Annotated in this window: 24 protein-coding genes; 15 read left to right on the top strand and 9 right to left on the bottom strand. The window is 39.3% G+C overall.

The window, feature by feature from the left end; translation table 11 throughout:
• The first annotated feature begins 2 nt into the window (after positions 1–2).
• From MUB24_RS08205 to MUB24_RS08195, 3 genes are all read left to right on the top strand, one after another.
• A complete protein-coding gene (locus tag MUB24_RS08205; protein ID WP_244703016.1) occupies positions 3–1418 on the top strand; it encodes a serine hydrolase domain-containing protein in 1416 nt (471 codons plus the stop codon).
• A gap of 88 nt (positions 1419–1506) precedes the next feature.
• Complete coding sequence (locus MUB24_RS08200) at positions 1507–1962, top strand: DUF2269 family protein (RefSeq protein ID WP_244703014.1); 456 nt, start codon at positions 1507–1509, stop codon at positions 1960–1962.
• 71 nt (positions 1963–2033) lie between these two features.
• Positions 2034–3242 carry an MFS transporter gene (locus MUB24_RS08195; RefSeq protein WP_244703013.1) on the top strand — a complete coding sequence of 403 codons (1209 nt, stop codon included), beginning with the start codon at positions 2034–2036 and terminating at the stop codon, positions 3240–3242.
• 107 nt (positions 3243–3349) lie between these two features.
• On the opposite strand, the gene MUB24_RS08190 is transcribed toward MUB24_RS08195, so the two are convergent.
• Positions 3350–3796 (bottom strand): hypothetical protein, encoded by a 447-nt coding sequence (locus MUB24_RS08190; RefSeq protein ID WP_244703012.1) that lies wholly within the window; start codon positions 3794–3796, stop codon positions 3350–3352.
• A 64-nt stretch (positions 3797–3860) separates the two neighbouring features.
• Between MUB24_RS08190 and MUB24_RS08185 the strand changes: the two genes are divergently transcribed.
• From MUB24_RS08185 to MUB24_RS08175, 3 genes are all read left to right on the top strand, one after another.
• Positions 3861–4055 (top strand): hypothetical protein, encoded by a 195-nt coding sequence (locus MUB24_RS08185; protein WP_244703011.1) that lies wholly within the window; start codon positions 3861–3863, stop codon positions 4053–4055.
• A gap of 381 nt (positions 4056–4436) precedes the next feature.
• Positions 4437–5486 carry an LLM class flavin-dependent oxidoreductase gene (locus MUB24_RS08180; RefSeq protein ID WP_244703010.1) on the top strand — a complete coding sequence of 350 codons (1050 nt, stop codon included), beginning with the start codon at positions 4437–4439 and terminating at the stop codon, positions 5484–5486.
• A 154-nt stretch (positions 5487–5640) separates the two neighbouring features.
• Complete coding sequence (locus MUB24_RS08175; protein WP_396426713.1) at positions 5641–5808, top strand: DUF817 family protein; 168 nt, start codon at positions 5641–5643, stop codon at positions 5806–5808.
• Positions 5809–6040: 232 nt separating this feature from the next.
• Here MUB24_RS08175 and gap read toward each other — a convergent pair whose 3' ends face one another.
• Positions 6041–7042, bottom strand: a complete 1002-nt coding sequence (gene gap, locus MUB24_RS08170; RefSeq protein WP_244703009.1) for a type I glyceraldehyde-3-phosphate dehydrogenase — start codon at positions 7040–7042, stop codon at positions 6041–6043.
• A gap of 122 nt (positions 7043–7164) precedes the next feature.
• Between gap and MUB24_RS08165 the strand changes: the two genes are divergently transcribed.
• The 4 genes from MUB24_RS08165 to MUB24_RS08150 all read left to right on the top strand — a co-directional run bounded on the left by MUB24_RS08165 (position 7165) and on the right by MUB24_RS08150 (position 11559).
• The gene (locus tag MUB24_RS08165; protein WP_244703007.1) at positions 7165–8046 is read left to right on the top strand and encodes a helix-turn-helix domain-containing protein; all 882 of its coding nucleotides are present in this window, start codon (positions 7165–7167) and stop codon (positions 8044–8046) included.
• Positions 8047–8668: 622 nt separating this feature from the next.
• Positions 8669–8902 carry a ferredoxin gene (locus tag MUB24_RS08160; RefSeq protein WP_244703005.1) on the top strand — a complete coding sequence of 78 codons (234 nt, stop codon included), beginning with the start codon at positions 8669–8671 and terminating at the stop codon, positions 8900–8902.
• 38 nt (positions 8903–8940) lie between these two features.
• Positions 8941–10170 (top strand): cytochrome P450, encoded by a 1230-nt coding sequence (locus MUB24_RS08155; RefSeq protein WP_244703003.1) that lies wholly within the window; start codon positions 8941–8943, stop codon positions 10168–10170.
• 111 nt (positions 10171–10281) lie between these two features.
• Positions 10282–11559, top strand: a complete 1278-nt coding sequence (locus MUB24_RS08150; RefSeq protein ID WP_244703002.1) for a cytochrome P450 family protein — start codon at positions 10282–10284, stop codon at positions 11557–11559.
• Between the two features lie 384 nt (positions 11560–11943).
• Here the strand turns inward: MUB24_RS08150 and MUB24_RS08145 are convergent, their stop codons facing one another.
• On the bottom strand, positions 11944–12999 hold the full coding sequence (locus MUB24_RS08145; RefSeq protein WP_244703001.1) for a DUF1646 family protein: 1056 nt from the start codon (positions 12997–12999) through the stop codon (positions 11944–11946).
• A gap of 734 nt (positions 13000–13733) precedes the next feature.
• Between MUB24_RS08145 and MUB24_RS08140 the strand changes: the two genes are divergently transcribed.
• Complete coding sequence (locus MUB24_RS08140) at positions 13734–13916, top strand: hypothetical protein (RefSeq protein ID WP_244703000.1); 183 nt, start codon at positions 13734–13736, stop codon at positions 13914–13916.
• Between the two features lie 167 nt (positions 13917–14083).
• On the opposite strand, the gene MUB24_RS08135 is transcribed toward MUB24_RS08140, so the two are convergent.
• Genes MUB24_RS08135 through MUB24_RS08115 form a run of 5 tightly spaced genes read right to left on the bottom strand, consistent with a single transcriptional unit; the run spans position 14084 to position 18976 of the window.
• Complete coding sequence (locus tag MUB24_RS08135) at positions 14084–14815, bottom strand: ABC transporter ATP-binding protein (protein WP_244702999.1); 732 nt, start codon at positions 14813–14815, stop codon at positions 14084–14086.
• Between the two features lie 31 nt (positions 14816–14846).
• Positions 14847–15668, bottom strand: coding sequence for an ABC transporter ATP-binding protein (locus MUB24_RS08130; protein ID WP_244702998.1), 822 nt, complete (start codon positions 15666–15668; stop codon positions 14847–14849).
• On the bottom strand, positions 15661–16452 hold the full coding sequence (locus tag MUB24_RS08125; RefSeq protein WP_244702997.1) for an ABC transporter permease: 792 nt from the start codon (positions 16450–16452) through the stop codon (positions 15661–15663). Before MUB24_RS08125 ends, MUB24_RS08130 begins: the two co-directional genes overlap by 8 nt.
• Positions 16446–17396: an ABC transporter permease gene (locus MUB24_RS08120; protein WP_244702996.1), complete on the bottom strand. Its 951-nt coding sequence runs from the start codon at positions 17394–17396 to the stop codon at positions 16446–16448. Before MUB24_RS08120 ends, MUB24_RS08125 begins: the two co-directional genes overlap by 7 nt.
• Complete coding sequence (locus tag MUB24_RS08115; protein ID WP_244702995.1) at positions 17393–18976, bottom strand: ABC transporter substrate-binding protein; 1584 nt, start codon at positions 18974–18976, stop codon at positions 17393–17395. The genes MUB24_RS08120 and MUB24_RS08115 overlap by 4 nt, the downstream gene beginning before the upstream one ends.
• A gap of 275 nt (positions 18977–19251) precedes the next feature.
• On the opposite strand from MUB24_RS08115, the gene MUB24_RS08110 reads away from it, so the two are divergent.
• Positions 19252–20001: a class I SAM-dependent methyltransferase gene (locus MUB24_RS08110; RefSeq protein ID WP_244702994.1), complete on the top strand. Its 750-nt coding sequence runs from the start codon at positions 19252–19254 to the stop codon at positions 19999–20001.
• A gap of 373 nt (positions 20002–20374) precedes the next feature.
• Entirely contained in the window at positions 20375–21514 is a 1140-nt protein-coding gene (locus tag MUB24_RS08105) for a 5-methyltetrahydropteroyltriglutamate--homocysteine S-methyltransferase (RefSeq protein ID WP_244702993.1), read from the top strand.
• A gap of 407 nt (positions 21515–21921) precedes the next feature.
• Here the strand turns inward: MUB24_RS08105 and bla are convergent, their stop codons facing one another.
• A complete protein-coding gene (gene bla / locus MUB24_RS08100; protein ID WP_396426712.1) occupies positions 21922–22836 on the bottom strand; it encodes a class A beta-lactamase in 915 nt (304 codons plus the stop codon).
• Positions 22837–23330: 494 nt separating this feature from the next.
• Between bla and MUB24_RS08095 the strand changes: the two genes are divergently transcribed.
• Both MUB24_RS08095 and MUB24_RS08090 read left to right on the top strand, forming a co-directional pair.
• Complete coding sequence (locus tag MUB24_RS08095) at positions 23331–23756, top strand: MarR family winged helix-turn-helix transcriptional regulator (protein ID WP_244702990.1); 426 nt, start codon at positions 23331–23333, stop codon at positions 23754–23756.
• A 29-nt stretch (positions 23757–23785) separates the two neighbouring features.
• On the top strand, positions 23786–24172 hold the full coding sequence (locus MUB24_RS08090; RefSeq protein ID WP_244703212.1) for a DoxX family protein: 387 nt from the start codon (positions 23786–23788) through the stop codon (positions 24170–24172).
• The last annotated feature ends 371 nt before the right edge of the window (positions 24173–24543 follow it).

Here is a 24543-nt window from a genome sequence, read left to right as displayed (position 1 = left end):
AAATGAAAAATGACGGCTGGATCGCTACTTTTGAAACTTATGTAGAAAAGGTAATGAAAGAATCTCACCTTCCCGGTGTTGCCGTCGGGTTGGCAAAAGATGGGCAGGTCTTTTATGAAAAGGGTTTTGGTTACCGTGATGTAGAAAATCAATTGAAAGTTACGAGGGATACTGTATTTGCCATTGGATCGATTACAAAATCATTTACATGCGTTGCCTTAATGCAATTACAGGAGAAGGGTCAGCTTTCTTTGCATGATCCCATCAAAAAGTATTTACCTGATTTCCACCTTAAAAATGGGAAATATGCCAATCAAATGACCATTCATCATTTTATGACCCACACAAGCGGTATCCCTGATCTTCAAACGTTTCCGATGGTATTGTACGAAAGTTTGACGGAAGACGATTTCAAGTATGATCCAACGATCCAAGGGAACAAAGAAGCGTTTCAACCGATTCGCACGTATGAAGAATATCTCGTCCATATCTCCCAATTGGATTTCGAGTTGTTGGGTAAGCCCGGGGAACAGTGGCATTACAGTAATGATTGCTATGGCTTGTTAGGAGCAATTATCGAACAAGTAAGCGGGCAAAAGTATGAAAAGTACGTCCAAGAACACATTTTAGATCCTTCCGGGATGAAGCGTACCTCCTTTTTTCTGAATGACATTTGTGATGAAAATGTAACAAAAATCTATGTATCCCGTGAGCAGAATGGAAAAAAAACTGTCGTTCCTTCCCCAAACTGGTGGGACACTCCTGTGCAACGAGCCTCCGGTTTTCTGAAGTCGACCGTTTCCGACATGCTGAAATTCACAGAACTTTTCCGGACGGGCGGAAAGGTAGGAGCCGAGCAAATTTTGACAAATGATAGTGTCAAACAGATGACAGAGGTTCATATCTGGAGAAATCCAATAATCAAACAAGGTTACGGGTACGGCCTGTCTATCGTTTCCGATTACCATGGAGCAAAACTGGTGGAACATGCTGGTGGTATCAAAGGCGGGGGAGCACAAATGTATATTATTCCTGAAAAAGGTTTAACAGGAGTAGTTCTCACTAATTTTTTGAGTACGACACCAACTGCAATCATGAATGGGGCATTTAATCGCATGGAGAATCGATTAGCGGAAGCTTCCCATGTCATGTATGACAAATCCGTAGGGGCGAAAGAAGTGTCACAGTACGTTGGCCATTATCAATCAGAGTCGATGAACTTGTCTCTCTCAGTTGAATTGAAAAAGAATCAGCTTCAGACATATGTGCTTGGTTCTCCAATTGTTTTAAAGCCTATTGATAAAGACACCTTTTTATTAGAAGGGACAATGGATTGTGTCAAATTTAATAGAAATGTGCAGGATCAGATCGTAGAAATGGATTATAAAGGGCTAAAATTCAAGAAGGAAAAGGTATGAAGCCTGACCGATAATCCATATTAGTGGAAACCTCATTTCAAATCAAGTAACACCGTACTTAGAAAATAGTGATGAAGGAGTGTAATACATGCATCAATTATATACTTTTTTAGTGGCGATTCACATTTTTGCTGCCATTATTGGAGTGGGACCTGCTCTGGTATTTAATCGGATTTTAAAAACAGCCGGAAATATGCATGAGTTAAAAAGTGCTCACAAAATCATTGGAAAACTGAATCCTTTATCTAGTATCGGCTTTGGCTTGCTTGTAATCACTGGCTTATTAATGGGGCTTATGAATCCGTCATTGTTTAAGACAGTTTGGTATGTGGCGGCACTAGGCTTATTCATCATTTTAGGTATTTACAGTGCGTTTACCATAGAACCCAAAATGAAATCCATGTTGAATATTTCCGAGGCACACGTTGGTGAAAATATTCCACAGGAGTATATACAATTATTAAATAAAAAGGCCCCGCATGATTGGGTACAAAACGCATTACTCATTACTATTTTTATTCTGATGGTTTTTAAACCGTGGTAATTAAAAATAAACGGTTCAAGAGTAAAGCTATGTCTTAGGAGAAAATGTTAATTTATTGGGGAGATAAAATAATGGGTAGAATTAAGATCACTGTCTTTTTTAGTGTTTTTGTCGCGATGTTGGGGGTTATGCTTCTTGCGCCGATAACCCCTTCGCTGATCCGAGAATTGGGGTTAAAAGAAATCCACTCTGGAATTTTGATATCAACCGGATCGATTATGACGGCCGTTATGGCTCCGGTATGGGGGAATATCAGTGATGCGAAAGGTCGGAAACCGGTTATTCTGATCGGATTTATCGGCCTGTCCATCAGCACTTTATTGTTGACGATCACTTTTTATTGCGGTCTCCACCACTGGATTAGCGGCGGACTGTTGCTGTCTTTGATGATCGTAATGCGAAGCATGGTCGGCATGTTCATCCCTGCCATCCTGACAGCATCTCAAGCGTTTATGGGTGATGTAACAGAGGATAAGGAAAGAGGGAGCGCCATGGCAATCATAAGTGCCGCCAACGGGATGGGGTTAATTTTCGGACCAGCCATTGCCGGTATATTCACCTTGATTGGCTTGTTATGGCCGTTATATTTTGGCATAGTGATCACAGCAGTTGCCTTGTTTATCACACTGCTTTTGATGCCCGCAACAAAGCCGATAATCCAGAGAGGGGCGATAAAAGTCAGCCCATTACAACCCGGTTTGCGAATTTATTTATTCGTTGCGTTAGTAACGATGATTGGGCTTTTCACGATTCAGGTCATAGGCGGGTTCTATCTGCAGGATCAGCTGGGTCTCCCCTCTGATCAGTTGGCGGTGACGGTTTCCTTCGGTTTAATGTTTACAGGCTTGGCTGTGCTTATTGCACAGATTATTCAGTCCAAATGGCTAAAATGGGAGCCGCGGCCCATGGTACTGATCGGTTCCTTGATTCTCGTTGCAAGTATGATCATATTCCTTCTTACAAAGCAGCTTTCATTTTACTACTTGGCGTTTTTTGTCTTTGGATTAGGATCGGGATTCATGATGACCGGTTTTATGACTGGCGCTTCTCTTTCCGTGAGAAACGAACAGCAGGGTGGAGTTGCCGGTCTGGTTACAGCGGTGCAGGGAGTTTCGGCTATCATCGCCCCCATTCTAAGCACCTCTCTCTATCATGCAAATAAACATATCCCCATGGGATTGATTGTCTTGCTGGGAACGCTTTTGAGTGTGTTTATGCTGAGCGTATCTCAAAAGAAATTTTTCAAGAATGAAACTCGGGAGATGAACGATCAACCATAAATTCCCATGCCATTTATTTGCCAGGCTGATTTACCGATCGAGATAGGTCTCTAAATTGATCGATTATGTGTTTCTTGTGTTTTGAACGAATCAGCAGGGTTTCATGTTCAATTATGTGGTTCGTCTTTAATTTGTTGCTTCACATGAGATATCCATTCAAATTCAAGCTTCCACCGATTCATTTGATGATCCATTAATCCTTGGATTGTTTGGAAGAAGTAGGTGTTTTGCATGGGTTGTATTTGGTCAGGGTTTTCATCAAACTCTAATTGCTGTTCTTTAATATGATCGATAGCTTTCTGACAATATCGTATATAGTGATCTACCAAATATACTTGATCTTCATAGCATAAGAAATCAAGGTAGGCAGTTTTAGTATGGAAACTCTTTTGGTAGTTCCCAAGGCCTTTTTCAGTTTCCATCATTAATTCATAAAAACGATCTTTTCCCTTATCAGTAATTTCATAGGTGCGGGATGACCGTTCAGATGGAAAGGGGGCATTCTCTGGATTCGCCTCTTGAATAAGCCCTGTTTTATTCAGTTTGTTTAACAAAGTGGAAAGGGTACCCCTGCTAATTGTTTCCCATTGGCTATTTTCGAAATGAGATAGGCATGTAATGGGAATTTCATTAATAATGATAGGACTAGAAGTTCATACAATCGTCATTTCACCTCTTTTTCTAATTTTTGTTTTTTATAAAACCATTTTAAAGATAGTTAGTGATGACGCTTCTTATGTAAACGGTGCAAGTCTGATTGTTGATGATGCTTGGGCTATAAGTGGTTATCCAGATATAAGCAAATTCATGTAAATTCGGGTTTTACCATTACCGAATCATAACTCACGTGGGCTGGATCCAATAGTGGATTCGGTCCTTTTTCGGCAACCGGTTCAGTAAGTTTGGAAAAATCAGCAAGAAAAGCTGTTAAACGGTATCTTGCCAGAGGAACGTCTGCTATTGCGTCGTCTTATGCAACAAATGCTTGAAAATATTTCTTAATATGGATAGCCTTTATATTGAAAAAAAGTTAGCTTGCTAATGAGTTTAGAATGAGAAGGAATAATGTATGCGGTAGACCTTTGAGAAGGCTGAACTTCGGTTTCCAATGAAATACCTAGGAAAAATGGCAGGATGGTCAGGTTTTTCAGGAAAGCTTTTAAGCTACAAAAAATGCAAAGGAAGCGATTTAGTATGGTCAATCACCAAGCAAAAGATGTACAATTATCCATTTTAGATTTGGCAACAATGTTTAACGGAGAATCAGCAACGCAAACATTACAAAATTCCACGGAACTCGTGCAGTTAGCCGATCGTCTTGGTTATACCCGCTACTGGTTTGCAGAACATCATAATACAAAACATCAGATGAGCACCTCTCCGGATTTACTAAGTGCTCATGCAGCGGCTGTTACGAAAAACATTCGTATCGGTTCTGGTGGGATTATGTTGCCCAATCATAGTCCCCTTAAGGTTGCAGAAAATTTTTCCTTACTGGAAGCATTGCATCCCGGGCGAATTGATTTGGGAATTGGGCGGGCGCCTGGGACTGATGGTCTGACTGCACTGGCATTAAGACGGTCGCGGGAAGCGGTTACGACTTATGATTTTCCAGAGCAATTAAATGAATTGCTTGCCTTTTTTTCACATGAATTTCCGAATGACCATCCTTTCAAAGATATTACTCCTTCACCAGATAAGAGTTTGACACCAAATATTTATATGCTTGGGTCAAGTAATGGGGGAATGCAATTCGCTTCACACCACGGGCTTGGGTTTGTCTTTGCAGCCCATATTTCCCCTCAGTTAGCAGTTCCAATGCTGCGTGCTTATCGTGAAAACTTTACCCCATCTTCTTTCATGCCTGAGCCTAAAAGCGTACTGGCTATCATTGTCATTGCTGCAGAGACAGAGGAAGAAGCAGAGTATCTGGCAGGACCAGCAGAATTGCAATGGGTAAGATGGGGAACAGGTGCCTTTCATCTTGCTCCTCCAACGCTTGAAGAAGCGAGTTCCCATGTCTATACACCCCAAGAGGAAGCAGTGCGACGAGAAAATAAAGGTCGCTTTGTGATAGGCAGTGTGGAAAAGGTAGAGAAAAAATTAAGAGAACTTGCGAAAGATGCGATGGTAGATGAAATTATGATTTTGAATATGTTGACCGAAAAAACTACACGGCATAAGTCCTATGAACTTTTGGCAGATGCTTTTGATCTTTCCCCTTCAAATGACGAAAGGGTGTAGTGGCCAAGGAAGGGGAAGGGGATATAAATATAACATTTTTAAATTTTAGTGAGTATTCCACATAATAGGAATGCTTTTTATAGTTACATAAAATAAACATTATAATAAAAACATCATAAGATAGAATAAAAATTTAATGTGAAATTCCGGACATATGGGATCTTGGATTATCCAGAGGAAGGCTATTTTAAAATTTTTGGAGTGCCTTTGTATAGCGGATTCAATGTACGCAAGTGTAGCGATTTATCTTTGGCAGGCGTGGAGAAGGTTGAAGATCGAACTGTTTAGGTGGCCACCGTTTTTAGTCGTTGCCCCCTTGTAAAAATTTTAACGGATCCTTCGAAAATTCAACAAGTGACACATATGAAAAGATCGTTACCACAAAAGGCCCTCCAATCGCACAACTGCCATTGGAAGGCCCTTAAAGCGCGCATATAATTACCTACCGTTACTAAAAACGGTTATTGGCGGTAGATCACATTTAAAGTATCGGCCGATAGCATTATAATGCAGGAATGAAACTAAATTTGGCTATAGATTTTATAGCCTATGAATTATAATGCTGCAAGGTATTTCACAGTACGAATCATTTGGCTGGTAAAAGAGTTTTCGTTATCATACCATGCGGCTATTTTCACTAGTGTATCTGTTCCTAAGTCCGCTACTTTCGTTTGTGTTGCATCAAACAATCCGCCATAATTCATGCCAATTATATCCGATGATACAATCGGTTCTTCTGTATATCCGTATTGCTCGGATTGGGATTGCTTCATCTTCTGATTGACCTGTTCTGCTGTTACGGAGCCGCCCACTACCGCGGTCAATTCTGTGAGTGAACCTGCCATAACCGGCACCCTTTGGGATGTTCCATCCAATTTTCCGTTTAAGGCTGGGATAACCTGTCCGATAGCCTTTGCCGCTCCGGTTGTAGTGGGAATGATGTTTCCGGCCGCAGAGCGTGCTCGGCGCAAGTCATCTTTGGCATGGGGGCCATCAAGGGTATTCTGATCATTTGTATAGGCGTGTATTGTTGTCATAAAGCCTTTTTTGATAGGCCTAAGCTCGTTCAAGAAGTATGCCATTGGAGCAAGACAGTTCGTGGTACAAGACGCAGCCGAAACAATGGTATCTTCTTTTGTCAACGTGTGTTCATTGATGCCGTAAACAATAGTGGGAATATCTTTTCCCGCAGTGGTGGATATCAATACCTTTCTTGCGCCCGCATCAATATGTGCAGCCGCTGCACTTTTTGATGCAAAAAAGCCTGTACATTCCAGAACCACATCAATTTGCAATTCTTTCCACGGAAGTTGGCCGGGATCTTTTTGGGCATAGATGGGAATAGCCACACCGTCCACAATTAAGCTGTTCTCATTGTAACTAATTGCTTTGTTATAATTCCCCTGTGTGGTATCATATTTTAGCAAATTCGCAAGCATTTTGGGGCTTGTAAGATCATTGATGGCCGCAATCCTATATCCCTCCGCATTAAAAATCTGTCGGAACGCAAGCCTTCCAATTCGACCAAAGCCATTTATTGCAATGTTAATATTCATAATAGACACCTTCCTTTTTTAATAAAACCTCGTATTTAACACATTTTTATTATATCATTTGAATTTTGCGGTAAAATGTTGTAAATGAAGTTTTTAACTATACTATCTGTTAGGAGAACGCTATGCCACAATTTGATCGATATAAAAATAGAAGCGTAGATATTGAATTTGCCGCAGTCGAAGATTTTGAAAATCTCCCTTATCCAGAGCGGTTTACTCTGATATTTATTACAAATGGGATTATAAATGCGCAGTTGAATGAACGACCAATAGAAATTTCTGCTCCTGGCGTTTTATGCCTGTCTATGGATGATAAACTGCAAGTTACTAACAAGGATAGTATCTCCGCACAATCCTTTAGTTTTCATCCGGACTTTTTCAAAACATCCCGAATTTCTGAAACACAAACCTACAAGCCAAGCAACGTAAAGATACAAACTGGTCTTTCACTTTTTCAAAGGGACAGTGCTCAAACTGGTGTAACTCATATATCTAGCAAAGCATATCCACGACTGTTTGAATGGTTTTTTGTACTGGGAACAGAAGTGTATGCGCAAAGTAATGCCCTTTGGGTATGCAGAATTAAAAAATATCTTATACAGATATTAGAGCTGCTTGAGAACTTAAACCGCCAATGCGAGCAATCCCCAATTGATTTGGTTTTAGATTATATATACACAAACTACTCCAACAAGGTCACATTGGAGGATTTAACGAACTGTGCACATTTGAATCGTGTATCTCTTAATAAAATGTTTCAAAAAAGATGTGGGTGTACTGCTATGGAATATCTACTGTTATATCGGCTAAAGGTTGCGGGGCATCTTCTCGTTCATACAGATATGACCTTAGATGAAATTGCTCGTTCCATCGGATTTCAGTATGATACTTACTTTATAAAGCAATTTACAGCCAAAAGAGGAATGTCACCCACAGCGTTTCGGAACACCTATCGAAACCCGCAGCTTTATTATATAGGAATTGACTCAAACGGTGACAGGTGAAGCATTCCAGCAAAATGGCAAGCAGGGTCTGTCCGAAAAGTGGAAGTGCCCTCAAGTGTAATAATCAGGAATGTTGATACATCAAGGTTTGAAACATGAAAAGGGGCATCCAAAAGTCGAAAATACGACTTTTTGGACAGCCCTATTTTTAAGAATTTCCCTGCGGTCAACTCTTAAAAATTACTTGTTGGGGCAAGCCGCCCCAACCCTTGCGACTTCGGGCCAAGTTGACCCGAAGTCATACGCATAAGGCTTTAATTTTCCTGCTCCGCTATCCAGATACAGAAACACCGCCCATCTTGTCTAATCGGGCGGTATCCTGTGTAATGTGATGGCCCATATTTTATTTTGATATCCCCTTATTCCGCATAGAATAGGTTTTTTCAGTTTTCCTAATACGTTTGGCTCATAATACCCTCTTGCCCGAAGTGTCTTTTCCCTTTCTTCCTTATATTCTTGATGACAAATTACCAACGTTTTTACCTTTTTCAAAAACCGTTCTAAAGCCCTTTGTTTGGACGTTGAGGAATGTGTTACGCTAGAATTGACTAAATGGTCATTAGGGAAACCACTCAGTCAAATCCTGGTCTTTCCAAAAAAGAATAGAAAGAAGGTTTTTACTGTGGCAAAATACGCGATCATTAACCAAGAAACATGTATTTGCTGTGGAAATTGTGAGGGGTTGGCTCCAGACATTTTCGACCTTGATAAAGATGGACTAGCGTTTGTGAAGTTGGACCAAAATCAAGGAACTGTTCCTGTACCAGAGGATAAAATTGATGATCTGCTAGATGCCATGGAAGAGTGCCCCACGGATTCAGTCAAGGTAGCTGATCAGCCATTTAAAAATGAATAAGATAAACACACGTTTAAATTTTGAAGGGAGTCCTCCTAATGGCTAAAGAAATCATTTCATTGAAAGAGGTCAAAAAGTTTCAGACACGTTCGGAAGAGTTTTTCCCACTTCATTGGTATAAAGACATGCTCAGCTCTCAGCCTGTTTATTTTGATGAGGAAACAAATACGTGGAACGTCTTTAAGTATGAGGACGTTAAACAAGTATTGAATAACTATGAATTCTTTTCAAGTGAAGGACCTAAAACAACCATTTCTGTGGGAGCAAATAACAAAGAAGGAACGATTCCGGATAATATCAACATCATGGTGGATCCTCCGGTACACCGAAAGAGACGCTCCTTGTTATCAGCCGCTTTTACACCGCGCAGTTTAAAAAATTGGGAACCCCGGATCGGGCGGATTGCAACTGAACTTGTCGAAGACATAGAGGAAAATACTACTATTGACATCGTTCAAGCATTGACGGCCCCTTTGCCTGGTATGGTTATCGCAGAATTATTTGGTGTCCCTATCAAAGATCGATCTCGATTTAAACATTGGGTTGATATCCTTTTCCAACCTTTTGACAAAGAAAACCAGGAAGAAATTGAGTACAGAAAACAAGTAGCCGCTAAAGAATATTACCAATATCTCTACCCGATTGTTGTTCAGAAACGATCAAATCCAGCGGAGGATATTCTCTCTGATCTAATCAAAGCTGAAGTAGAGAATGAAAAGCTTACCGATGATGAAATTGTACGAATATCCATGTTTATTTTAGGTGCAGGTGTTGAAACAACCAGTCATGCGCTGGCCAATACGTTTTATTCCTTGCTTTACGATGATCCATCCCTGTATGAAGAACTTCGAAATGACTTAGAATTGGTTCCAAAAGCTGTGGAAGAAATGCTACGCTACCGTTTTCATAACGCAAAGAGAGACCGCACCGTAAAACAAGACAATGATTTATTAGGTCCTGAAATGAAAAAAGGGGATGTGGTCATTGCTTGGCAGAGTGCAGCCAATATGGATGAAGAGATGTTTGAAGATCCCTTCTCTCTCAATATTCATCGTTCAAACAATAAAAAGCACTTGACATTTGGAAAAGGTCCGCATTTTTGTCTAGGTGCACCTCTTGCACGGTTAGAATTAAAGCTTACATTGGAGGCGTTTTTACAAAGGTTTTCTCGTATTGAACCCGTGGAATCCTTTGATTTGGAGGGAAATTTAACGGATTCAGCTCCAGGGCAGTCCTTAACGCATCTTCCTATGAAAGTGTATAAATAAAACACCCGTAATAAGGAAACGAATGTGCATTTAAAATTCAGAACGACGTTGTCAATGAGGCCAGAAGTAATCATGAACCACTCTAACACTTGTTGAGAAAGGAAGATTGTTATGAACACTCCAGACCAAACCATACCAGAAAAAGTAGCATCCAACCTGTTTAGCGATGATGGAGGTGAATTGACTACGAACCCATTTCCGTTATTCGCAGAGCTGCGGTCAATAGGCCCCGTTGTTCCTATTCCGTTCCCGATGGAGGGAACGGACCGCAAAGGATGGATGGTCACGCAGCTAAAAGAAGCTGTGCAAATTCTGAAAGACCATGCGCACTTTACCGTGGACCCTCGCTCCATCGATGGTAGTGTTCCCATAAAGCAAAAGCAAAACTTGGACAAGAGCGATGAATCATCCGATTCCCCTACTTTCTTTACAGGCAGTACGATGCTCACTGTGGATGACCCCGATCATCGACGGTTACGTATGCTAGTATCCAAAGCCTTTACACCCAGATTTATAGAGGGCTTACGGCCTCGAGTGCAAGAAATTGCCGACGAATTGCTCGACCAGGTGCAGGATCAGGGTGAAATGGATCTCATCAAGGACTATGCCTTTCCCTTGCCGATCAATGTTATTTCTGAGATGCTCGGGGTTCCTAAAGAAGATCGGGCGCAGATCCGTATCTGGTCCAACGCACTGGCGCACGGTCAGGGCCTGGGAAAGCAAGATGAGGGGGTCAAGGCTCACATGCAAGCATTTGGAGAATACACAGCAAAACTGGTAGCCGAAAAACGGCTGCATCCAGCTGATGACCTGATCAGCCACATGATTGCGATCGAAGAAGAAGGGGAGCGGCTTAGCGAGGAAGAACTGCTCTCGACGATTACGCTCTTAATCTTTGCAGGCCATGAGACCACCTCCAACCTGATCGGCACAGGCACTTTAATGTTATTGGATCATCCCAACCAGCTTGAGAAGCTCAAAGCGGATCTCAGTCTCGTTCCTTCGGCTGTCGAAGAATTGCTGCGCTTTAATGGGCCCGCCACTATAGTGGGACCGCGTTATGCCACCGAAGATATCGAGATCGCCGGCCAGCAGATCAAAACGGGGGATATGCTCCTTGTCATCCCGGCTTCGGCAAATCGGGATGAGACCCAGTTTACGGACCCAGAAGAGCTGGATATTGCCCGCAAGCTCAATCGTCATCTCGCCTTTGGTCATGGCATCCACGCCTGTTTGGGAAAGCCGCTGGCTCGCCTAGAAGGAGACATTGCCTTTACCACCCTGCTCAAGCGCATGCCCAACCTGCGGCTTAGTGTCCCCCGGGAGAGCATCACCTGGAGCTTCAGTCTTAACTCACGGAGTTTGACTGCCCTGCCGGTGGCTTTTTAGACCAGAGAAAAACCTCCTACATCGTAGGGGACTGATATATTATTCCCTTTAAGTAGATACTTGCTTAGAGGGGAATTTCTATGGGAAGGCTAACTTTATATTACATCCTCATTAAAACACGTTTTGAATAGCGGGGTCTATTCGGATTCTTTTTCTAATTTGCTTGGGTGCTATTTAAATGCGGGTGTAATTAGTCAGGACTCCTCCGATTATATTTTTTCTAATAAAACAAAAAAGCCTAAGAGATAACTGTTAAACAGCATCTCCAAGGCGTTTATCCTTCCGTGGCACAGCAGGGCGGGGAGTTCTTACTTCGTCCAGGAAAACAATGGTTGTTGCGGAATCTAGAAAACCTTTCACATATACAATCATCTGCAATATTTATTAGCCTGTTATTAGGATCACAACGAAATAAGCTGCCATAGCAATCAAACCTACGGGAAACGCAAAGCGCGCATATTGTAAACTAGTAATTTTTAGCTTTCCTGCAGCGATGATATTAGGAATATTTCCTGGAATAAGCATCCCCCCACTAATAAGGAGACCAAGCAATATTGCCTTAATGGTTGGTTCGCTCATGGCTGGACTAATTTCGGCTGCAGCCAGAGTAGCATTGTCCAATACAGCGGAAATCATGTTAATCCAGTATAGTGCAAGTGGACTCATATCAAGCAGGAACTTTTCAATGAAAGGTTGGAACCCCGCTCCCAAGAACGTCAAGGCCATGACGAAAATGTAAATTTTTAAACTACGGACAATAATTTCCGCGTAAGACTCTTTTCCAGCTAGGGAATCCTCATTCGTTTCCGTTTGTATGTCACTATTGTCATGATTAGCATTTTTGTCTGAATTGTCTTTTGGCTTGATCATCCATGCGGCAAGTATCCCGAACACAATCACACCAGGAATCACATAGATACCAACTAATCTCAATAAATAAAGAAAGCTTTCATTTAAACTTCCCACGACAATGGTTGACAATGGTTCACCAATGGGAGTCAACACAGCCCCCATCCCAATCGCATAACATGCTAGTATAACAAGTTTAATTTCGGATTGACGATCTAGCTTTAGAACACTAATGACCGATACGAGAATAACTGCAGCAACAATGGCTGTAATCAGACTGGAAAGCAGTCCAAGGACAATTACAAGCAAGGCAATAAACAAACGAAAGTCAATAGCATTGCTAACGCTTGCGATTCCTTTTTCGATTGGGGTTTTAAACCAGCGGAATAGGAGTCCTGCGACTAGTACGGCTATGGTGATGTTTATTGGATGGAGCAATGCTTCCTTCATTAGATCCCAATCCATTACTCGGCTGACTATTACAGATAGGACCCCCATGATAAACAAGAATACTTCCAAGTTGCGTTCTACCAACTTTGTAAATGGAAGCAACAGAACTAACAACAATATGATCGTTAATCCAATGATCATAATCATTTCTCCCCTCTATTTAAAAATAATTCAATATATCTTCATTTAAGATTCCATTCCTCCTTTCAGTAGAAAGTTGAAAAAACACAAAAAGAGCCCATCTACCAAAGGGCATAATTCCCCCTTGGTGACAGACTCCTCCTAGAAAATTTACATAGTATTTAAATTTAGTTATGGATCCTATTGAGTTTTAGTCTAACATATCCTGAATTGTTTGGCAAAGCCTTTTTTAAAAGTTCCTCGTAAAAAAAAGTCGTAACAAGCGAAAAGCTGCACGGCCAATCCAACCTTTTTACAAAAACAGATCCAAAGTGGAGTTGGATGTACGAAAAGTCGATGGCTCATCGAAAACGTAGATCCAGAGTGGAGTTGGATGTACGAAAAGTCGATGGCTCATTGAAAACGTAGATCCAAAGTGGGTTGGATGCACGAAAAGTCAAGGGCTCATCGAAAATGTAGATCCAAAGTGGAGTTGGATGTACGAAAAGTCGATGGCTCATCGAAAACGCAGATCCAAAGTGGAGTTGGATGTACGAAAAGTCGATGGCTCATCGAAAACGTAGATCCAAAGTGGGTTGGATGTACGAAAAGTCGATGGCTCATCGAAAACGTAGATCCAAAGTGGAGTTGGATGTACGAAAAGTCGATGGCTCATTGAAAACGTAGATCCAAAGTGGAGTTGGATGTACGAAAAGTCGATGGCTCATTGAAAACGTAGATCCAAAGTGGGTTGGATGTACGAAAAGTCGATGGCTCATCGAAAACGTAGATCCAAAGTGGGGTTGGATGTACGAAAAGTCGATGGCTCATCGAAAACGCAGATCCAAAATGGGGTTGGATGTACGAAAAGTCAAGGGCTCATCGAAAATGTAGATCCAAAGTGGAGTTGGATGTACGAAAAGTCGATGGCTCATTGAAAACGTAGATCCAGAGTGGGTTTGGGTGTACGAAAAGTCAAGGGCTCATCGAAAATGTAGATCCAAAGTGGAGTTGGATGTACGAAAAGTCGATGGCTCATCGAAAACGTAGATCCAAGTGTGTTGATTTAAATAAAAAACGCACGGATTGGAAGAACCTATGATGTTTATAGCAAAGCTGAACCGGTTTCACCCCTTTGTATAAGAATCTCAGTCGATTCAATTAGTTCCTTTGTATAAGAGTGTCTTTCTGCATTTTTCCAATCATTTGCTGCAAAACGATCTATTATTTTGCCTTCTCTAAGGACCAAAATCTCGTCACACAATTCCTGGACTAACGAAATATCATGAGAAATGAAAATAAGCGATAATTGCTGTTCCTTAACGATTTTCTGTAACAGTTGTATTATTTTTATCTGTGTTGTCATATCCAAACTTGTTACAGGTTCATCACATATAAGAATTTCAGGATTTGCTAGTAAAGCCCTTGCAATACAAACTCGTTGTGCTTGTCCTCCGCTTAGTGAAATACTTTTCTTTTCTAAAACACTGATTTGGAGATTTACCTCTTTTAAAATAGCCACTATCTTTTGTTTCCTTTCTTCGGTTGAAAGAGAAAAAAAGTTAATCAAAGGCTCTTCTAAAATTTGTTGAACAGTTTGCCGAGGGTTTAGGGAAGAAAGGGAAGTCTGAAAAACTAACTGCATTTTTTTGCCTATCCATTTTCTATCCTTCACACGCGCCTGAATCACTCGATTTTCAAGTTGTACCTTACCATCATTATATGGAAGAAAACCAGTCAAAATTTTAGTAAGAGTACTTTTTCCGCTCCCTGATTCTCCTACAATTCCTAATTTCTTTCCTTTTTCCAGAAAAAAAGACACATTTTCTAAGGCCATTTTTTCTGAATTCTGGTATTTTGCTGAAATATTATGGAGTTCTAGAGACATGAAAACCTTCCTTTCTAAAAAAAGTTGAAGCCTGCTTCCATAATTCTTCCGTATAGGGGTGATGTGGCCGTTCCAGAATGACAGAAAGGGGTTCTACTTCAACAAATTCTCCATCTTTCATTACGGCTACCCGATCTGCAATTTGACTGACAATTCGCAAGTCGTGTGTAATAAACAAAATGGACATTTTATATGTTTCTTTTAACTCTACTAATATCTTAATTATTTTCTTTTGATTAATCGTGTCCAATCCTGTTGTTGGTTCATCCGCTATTAATAAAGCGGGTTGTAACAATAATGACATACAAATCATGACCCGTTGATTCATTCCACCACTTAGTTGAGAAGGAAAGGAGTTTGCAATTTTTATAGGATCAGAAAAATTCATCAGGGACAATTGTTTATGTACCTCTTCCAAAGCCTTCTTCTTACTTAACATCCTTCTGCTTCTTAAGGTATCTACCATCTGAGTTCCTATTTTCAATAATGGATGAAGGGCTAAGGTAGGATTCTGATAAATAAGTGCGATTTCTTCTCCTCTTATTTTTTGCCATTCTCTTTTTGTTTGTTTTGTTAACTCTATTGGCTTTGCTTTATTTAAAAGGATATTTCCTTCTACCTTAAATCTATTTTTGTTTAATAATCCCATTATGGCGCGAGAAGTGATAGACTTACCACTACCTGATTCCCCAACCAAACAAAATATCTCATTTTTGTAAATAGGAAAAGTAATATGATTCACAATGATATTCTCACCTTGCTTAATCGTGAGATTCTCTACTTGGAGTAATGGATCAGTCATCCACTTTTACCCCCTTTCCTATGAAATAAAACAGCATCACAACCACCGCAATAAACGTTGCGGGAATTAATGTAATCCAAGGAGCAATCTGAAAATAACTTTTACCATCCAACATCATTCCTCCCCATTCCGGCAATGGCGGTTGGGCACCTAAGCCAAGAAATGATAAACTAGAAACCATCAAAATAATCGATCCCATGTCTAAAAAAATCATTTCTCTAATAAATGGAAATACATTAGGAAAAAGATGTCGGTAGATTAATTTAGATCCAAATGTTCCACTTAACTGTGCTGCGTGCATATAGGGTTGACTAAGTGTCACGATTGAAAGATTTCGAACAACCCGCGCATATTGAACCCACCAAGATATAAGAATAGCTAATAATGTATGGATGAACCCCGGACCAAGTAAGCCAGTAATAGCAATCGCTAGCAATAAATTTGGAATGGCACTAAAGGAATCCATTACAGCCGTTATAGCAGAATCAATTTTTCGTCCAGTATAGCTGCTGATGAGTCCGATACATGTGCCCATAAAGGTCGAGAAAAGGAGAACAATGGCTGGAAATAGGATAGTATATGGGGTTCCTACCACTATCCTCGTAAATATATCTCTCCCTAAGTGATCTGTTCCAAACCAATGGAGCGAATTTGGAGCAATTAATTTCTCCGTTGGATTTACTTTATACGGATCATATGGTGAAAATACAAGACCGAGTAGAAGACCAAACAACAATATTGCAAAGCATATTGCTGGAATAACCCAGGCTTTCTTCTTTACCATTCAGAATCCCTCTCTTTCCACCTTTGTCTGGGATCTGTCCATCTTAAGAGTAGATCTATGATTAGATACATAAACATTGTTGAACACGCCATTATTAATGTAAAGCCAATGATGACTGGGTAATCCCTGACAGAAACAGCATTAATAATATAACTTCCGATTCCTGGCCAAGCAAAAATCGTTTCCGTCACAATGATCCCGCCCCACAAACTGCCAATATTCGTAGCTATTATGGTTAAAAAACCATGTAAACAGGGAAAAAATAGAATTTTACCATATAAAATTGTATTTTTTACTCCTCTTGATTGTGCAGCCTCAAAATAGTGACTCTCTAGTACTTCCTCCATAATTTGACGAAATAAATGATAAAATACTGCAATTAAAGGTACACATATAGTAAAAACAGGAAGAATAAGATGCACCCAAGAATCATTTCCATATACAGGGAAAATACGCCAGTGAATGGAGAATAATAGAACACAGAAAAGGCCGATTAGATAATTTGGGAGTGATGATAGAAAAATTGCAACATGGCTAATGAATCCGCTCCATTTTTGTTCCCTATGTAAAGAGGAATAGAAGGCAATCATAATTCCACTTAATGTAGAAATAACTAATGATACTGAAGTTAATAAAAGGGTAGGAGTAACCCGTGATAAAATTTCTTCTAATACTGGAAGCCCGGACTGGTATGAGCTACCAAAATCAAGCCTGATCACATTTTTAAACCATTCCATATATTGGTAAAATACAGAAGTATTTAATCCAAGTTCTCCTCTTATAATAGTTAGTTCCTCGTTATTTATAGCCCCTCCTCGGTTCATTAATAGGACCATTTCTGGCGAACCCGGAATGGCTCTAACAAGAAAAAATAAAAATAGGCTAAGGAGACATATAGTGAATAAAATATTACTTAACCTTTTCAAAATAAAACGAGACATCATTTATTTAACCTTTTTAATTTATTCCAAATGACGGGATCATCAATAATTGGACCCCAAGTAAAGTGATCAATCTTTGTGCTATGAACAATAATATCGTTTGGATAAAAGAGAGGAACGGTTACGGCTTCCTCATTCATATAAGACAGTACTTTGTCATATGCAACTTGACGATCCTCTTTACTGATAGCTTGACCCGCATCTATAATCGCATTGGATAGAAATGTATCTGTGTATGCGATCCCTTGCCCATTATCTTGAATGACAAATAAAGAATCTAAAAGTCCCTGCGGGTTAAGACCATCGGAAAATGTTCTGTAAATGAATAAATCATAATCCCGTTTACTCCATAAGGTATCATAATAAGCAGTTGATTCTAAGCTATCTAACGTTATTTCAACACCAATTTCCCTCAGATTATTCTGTATGGTTTCCGAAATTTGTTTCCATTCTGGGAATTCCTCTGTTTGTAATGCAAGCTTCAATTTTAATCTCTTTCCGTTCTTACCGTATCCCGCTTCCTTTAATAATTCCTTTGCCTTTTCTAGGTTATATGTATAACCGGGGCTATTTTCCTCTGTAACAAAGGGAACAGTTTCTGCAAATAACCCTTTTGCCGCTAAACCGTTTTGATCTAATACTTGATTAGCTAAACTTGATTTATCAATCGCGTAATTCAGAGCCTGTCTCACTTTAACATCTTGCAGACTTTCATTTTGATTATTAATAATGAGAAAATAACTGATAGTACCTGGTTGAGATTCTACTTTATAGTCCTCGTTTTCTTTAAAAATATTTAATGACTCGTATGAGATTTTACTCATTTCGCCACCAGCTAACTGGATACTACCTTCTTGTAAGGCTAAAGCACGAGTTTGGGGGTCAGCGATAACTTTCCAAACCATCTCTTTAACTTCTGGTTTCTGTTTCCAATAATATTTATTTGCGGCTAAAACTGTTTCTTTATCTCGTTCATACGATTTAATCGTCCATGCGCCGGTACCAATAGCCTTTACAAATTTACCATTTGGATCTCCAGCAGGCTCAACGGAGTTGGGACTCATAACACGTAGAGGTCTTCCTGCTGTCAGCTCATTCAAAATTAAAGCACTAGGTTCTGAAAAATACATCTTAACTGTATAATCATCTATTTTTTCTACTTTTTCTAATGTAGAAGCAGTCTTTAACCATGCATGTGCTTCTTTTCCCTTCCATCGATTAATGGAAAAGAGGGCAGCATCTGCATTAAATATAGAGCCATCAGAGAATTTTACATCTTTACGTAAATGAAAAGTGTACACTTTTCCGTCATTTGAAATATCCCAAGATTCTGCTAAGGCAGGTTTTATCTCTCCCTTTTCTCCATATTCAACGAATGGATCGTATACAGCTGTATATAATGCCATGGCTCCATCATAATTAGCGGCATCTAGTTTGTCTGCACCACTATCAGTTGTTAGTGCTACATGAATAGATGAATTTTGATCCTCTTTAGAGGTATCCTCTGTTTTACCATTGCAAGCTACCAACATTATAGATAAAGCAGTGAATACGACGATCAGTAAGGTTACTCTTTTTCTCACTTTTAAAACCTCCTCTTAAATAAAATAATTGCAAATCGTAACGATTCCGATTATCATATATTAATAAAAGAAAAAAAGATTGTCAATTACTTTATTTATAAGTGCATGTTCAAAAAGGAGGATAAAAAGGACCAAGAAGTTCGAGGCGGCGTAGCTTTGAGCAGCGGAACGTATGCAGTTAATACGTGAGCAGCGGAAAAGCAAGCCAACGAAGAAATTCGCAGCGTCATTTTTACCGGACTTTTTGAACATCCTCTATAAGGAGAGTGTTCAAAGTGGAACAAATAAAAAGGCACCAATCCTACTGGGATAATAGTACAGAAATATATGATGAAATTATTCAAGAAGAACTTAGTGGATTTAAAAAGGACGCTTGGATACATATTCTTCAGGAACATTTACAAAATAAGCGGCCGCTACAGATTCTTGAAATGGGTACCGGGCCAGGTTTTTTTGCTATATTACTAGCAAAAATGGGACATGAGGTAACGGCTTTAGATTTCTCTGAAAATATGATTAAAGCTGCAAAGAAAAACGCCTCAGACAATAGAGTTTTTGTCCATTTTGTCCATACATCTACTGAATCGCCTTTTTCTAGTACGGATACATATGATGTGATTATTTCACGCAATGTTACATGGACGCTTCATTTTCCAGAGAAAACATATACAGAATGGTATAAATGGTTAAAAGAAGAAGGCCGTTTGCTGATCTTTGACGCAAATTGGAATATTGGTTTAGCAAATAGAGTACATGGGGAGATTTACCAATCAGATATTGAAAGAGCAAAAAAGTTAGGCTTTTTAACGTATGATAATCAAGAACTATTTGACGAAGGGGATGATATTTCAAAAAATTTACCAATGACTTTTGCAATGAGACCCGATTGGGATAAAGCAGTACTATCTCAGTTAGGTTTTAGAGATATTAAAATTAGACAGGACTTTCAAGAACAGATCTATACGGAGGCAGAACAATTAGCTTATGCTTCAATTCCGTTTTTTTCTATCACGGCAATTAAGTAAGTCCATTTGTTAGAATTAAATTTCCTGAGGAAGCGGCAGAATTTCCGATCTATTTGTTTTTTGAGGTTTTTCTTAGTAAAGAAAGGTTATGTTCGTGTTTGCGGCTTTGAGGAGTAAATTTACACTACTTCTTCGTAAATATTTACTTGTGAATAGCCACAACAGGATAATGTAATCCTGCTGTGGCCATTTTGTTGAAAAACAGATTATTTTGGGTTCTCAAAATCACTACTAGTAGATTATCCTACCACATTTACCTTGTATACATAATTGGATAACCTGTAGATTTCAACTGTTACACCATATTGATTTATTAATGTTATACTTAACCTACGAAGAAGAATTTTGCTTAATATGAAAGGGGAATGTATATATGGCAAACAAATTACCTTTGAAAGGTGACCATGTCGGGAGTTTTCTAAGAACGGAACCGATTAAACAAGCAAGAGCAGCTTATACAAATGGGAAAATCGATAAAGCTTCTTTAAGGGAAGTAGAAGATAGAGAAATTGAAAAACTTGTACAAAAACAAATTGAGGTAGGCCTGAAAACCATCACAGACGGTGAGTTCAGACGAATTATTTGGCATCATGATTTCTTTTCCGGCTTTGAAGGGATTGAATTGATCAAAAATGAGAGAAAAGCAACATTTGGTGGTGGTAATAAGCCAAAACCAATTACTATTGTCATAACGGACAAGATTAAAAATCATCATCATTATATGATCGAACACTTCAAATTCTTGAAGAAAACAGTAGATAAATATGGCGATGGAACACAAGTTGCCAAATTTGCCATTCCCGCACCAAGTGTGATTATGTACCGCTCGATTAATGAAAGGGAAAAAGAAGTTTATCCGAATTCGGTGGATATGTTTCATGACTTAGGGGTTGCGTATCGGGAAGTAGTGAATGCTTTATATGAAGCAGGTTGTCGTTATATACAATTTGATGATACGACTTTTACGGCATTTAATGATCCGACCTTTACCAAACGTATGATGGAATCTACCGGATTAAGTAAGGATGAGATTTTAGATTTAATCATTAACACAACGAATGATGCTTTGCAAGATAAACCGGAAGATTTAATCACGACTGTCCATATGTGTCGTGGAAACTTCCGTTCAAAACATCTACATACAGATGGTGGGTACGATTATGTCGCACCTATCTTTGATCAATTACATTACGATGCATTCTTTTTAGAATATGATGATGAACGCAGTGGTGATTTTGAGCCTTTAAAAAATATCAAACGTCGCGATGTAGAAATTGTCCTTGGATTGATTACTTCTAAATTCCCAGAATTGGAAGATCCTATCGCCATTAAAGGAAGAATTAAAGAAGCAAGCCAATATATTCCTCTAGAAAACCTAGCCATAAGCCCTCAATGCGGATTTGCTAGTTCGGAGGAGGGAAATGTTTTAACAGAAGAGGAACAATGGAATAAGATCCAACACGTGATTCAAATTGCTGAAAGTGTATGGGATAAGGTACCTGCCAATAAATGAAAAACATGAAATGAAAGTTGCACCGTTTTCCCCTTTGATTAAAATTATTTAAAGGGGTTTTTTATGTTAAAAGAATCTAAATATTACGTGGGTATAGGAACCGGTACAGACCCTGTGCAGTCGAAAGTTGAGGAACATTAGAAAATACGAGGAAGATGTATGAAGAATGATTATGGTGAATAAATTCTTTAGTATAGAAAACTTTTTTAGCGGTTGAAAGGGGCTGTCCGAAAAGTGGCATCCAAAAGTCGAAAATACGACTTTCTGAACAGCCCCTTTCAGTTAATATAATAAAAAAATAATAGAAATGCTTTTTTTCTAATGATCAATTCGGCCATAAGCAAGTTGATCATCTAACATTTACACTCGTCTTTTCCGATAACATGTTTTTTTTTACTATATCTTCCCTATTTATCGTTGTTTTGAAGCGTATTGATTACTTCCTTTGTTGCCTGTTCGATCAGTTTATCGTCGTAATCTGTTTCCTTTTGGTCGCGACTGGAAAGTATGGCTAGAACAATAGGGTCTCCTTTCGGTGGCCAAATAATTGCAATGTCATTGCGCGTTCCATATGATCCGGCTCCGGACTTATCCGCAACTTCCCAGCCTTTCGGTACCCCGGCGCGAATTAATGTATCTCCAGTAGCATTTCCCTTCAGCCAATCTATTAACATTAAACGTTTTTCCTTTGGAAGTGTCTCTCCGATTGTGAAAGCTTGAAGGCTGGTCGCGAGCGCCTTAGGGGTGCTAGTATCATGGGTTTCTCCAGGTTCAACCTCGTTTAAATTTGGTTCAAATCGCTCTGGATTTGTAATCTGATCACCAATCTCTCTGAGTGATTTTTTAAATTCACTAGGCCCCCCCAGTTGCGCAAGGATGAGATTTCCCGCTGTATTGTCACTGTATCGAAGAGAGGCTTCGCATAACTCGCTAAGGGTCATTCCTGTATCAACATTTTTCTCTGTAATTGGATTATAGTTTACAAGATCATCATGGGTATAGGTAATCCTTTGATTAAGATCTTCTATTGACTTTTGCTGCAACAAAGCACCTACAGCTAAAGCCTTATGAGTAGATGCATATGCAAAGCGCTCCTCTGGTCGATAAGTTACGGTTTCGCCTGTACCTGTATCAAGTGCAAAGATTCCAAGTCTCGCATCAAATTTGTTTTCGAGTTTAGCAAAGTTATTGTTTTTTTGTTTAGGTTGAGTAGAATGGGCGCTGTCTTCTGAACAACCAGCAAACGCTACACAGGAGAGAAGCAGTACAGATACAACTTTCTTACATTTCATTGTGCTAAACATCGAGTTCCTTCTTTTCATTAAAACTAACCTCTTTCTATCCTTTTTATTTTTTTGCTCCATGCCGGTTACACAATAAGAGAGTGTTCACAAAGGGGGGTAAGAAAGGACCGAGGGCGTCCTGTACGGGTAAAACCTTGTGTGATGATCGACCAAACGTGGCGACATCTCAAACTCTATTAAAATATGCAACCAATGCATGTAATAAAATACTACAACTGTAGTAGTTAAATGTCAAACAATTTTTCATTAAAATCTTCCCTTCATTGTTAAACTCCCGAAAGTTAGTCTCTAGTCATAAATTCTGAATGTACATTTGAAAGAAATCTACACAATAGAAATTACTAAAACTTTGTTCCTTCAATCGTAATCTATAGTTGTATAAAAAAAGCAGGTTGATGATTCTGCTTTAAAGACATCAAGAAAAGGGATGATTGACAAAAACTTATAGAATTGATATATTGTTGACATATCAACGTTGACCAATCAACAACTTTTTCTGGAGGTGATGCCCTTTGAATTCGAATGATCATATTGGTGTTTTAATACACCATGCGGATTTAACGATTGCAAATTATGTAAGAAGACATTTAAAGCCTTTCAATCTCGCTCCGGAGCAAAATTTAATTATGATGTTGCTTTGGAACAAAGATGGAATATCATCCAATGAACTCGTATTACAACTTAAAAAGGATAAAGCTAGTATCGCACGTATGATCACTAGCTTGAAAGAAAAAGGATACATCAAAAAAGTTGAACATCCCGCTGATAAACGTACCTTTAGGGTCCATTTAACGGATGAAGGCAAACGGCTTGCTCATTTAGTCGTACCAGTTCAACAAAAAATGCTTGAAACGATTACCGCCGGGATGACTAAAGAAGAGATTAGCGAACTCCAAAAATTAATCACGAAAGTTATTCATAATGTTTCAGAAGCTTAAACGAAAGGAGTGGTCATAGAATGGGGACCATGATGAGTCTTGGGATTTTGATTATTCGTCTAGTAATGGGATTAACCTTTGCGGCACATGGTACACAAAAGATGTTCGGTTGGTTCAAGGGTACAGGTTTAAGGAAATTTGCTGAAACCCTAGCATCCATAAATGTAAAGCCACCTATGTTGAATGCATTTTTAGCAGCGTTGGCTGAAATCATCGCTGGGCTTTTCATTGCAACTGGGGTCTGGATGGAACTTGGGGCTGTATTAGTGGTGATCACGATGCTGGTTGCCATCATGAAAGTGCATGGTAAAAATGGATATTTACAAAAAGGCGGTTACGAATATAATCTTCATCTTATCGCCATTGCAATCGGACTTGCATTTATAGGTCCAGGAAAATATGTGCTGTTTTCTTGATACTAAATATCAAAAATGTTGATTTATCAGTATTCTTGAGCATGAAAAGGGGCATCCATAGCCGAAAAAAATCGACTTATGGGACAGCCCCTTTTTTCTACTTGTGGCAACATGTGGGTTTAAAAGCCATTTTTGCTCAAATTTTTTTCAAAACCTTAATTTTTCAACGTATAGGTACCATCCTGATATACCTTATATACACCTACAGTTCCAGTTCCTCCATTTTCTTGCATAGATTTAGAGATTAATTTACTCAAGTTTCGGACATGCTAAATAAGCCTTAACGCTTGGTATGAAAGGGATAGGTACAATTCTATTATCATGCTGTCCCAGCATGAAGTAGTGGATTTCGCAAATAGTCAGGTAATTTG

This window comes from Lederbergia sp. NSJ-179, from assembly GCF_022867885.1.
In the GTDB taxonomy this organism is placed as follows: domain Bacteria; phylum Bacillota; class Bacilli; order Bacillales; family Bacillaceae_C; genus Lederbergia.
The sequence above is the reverse complement of the archived record's forward strand: the minus strand, read 5'-3'. Positions and strand labels throughout refer to the sequence as shown.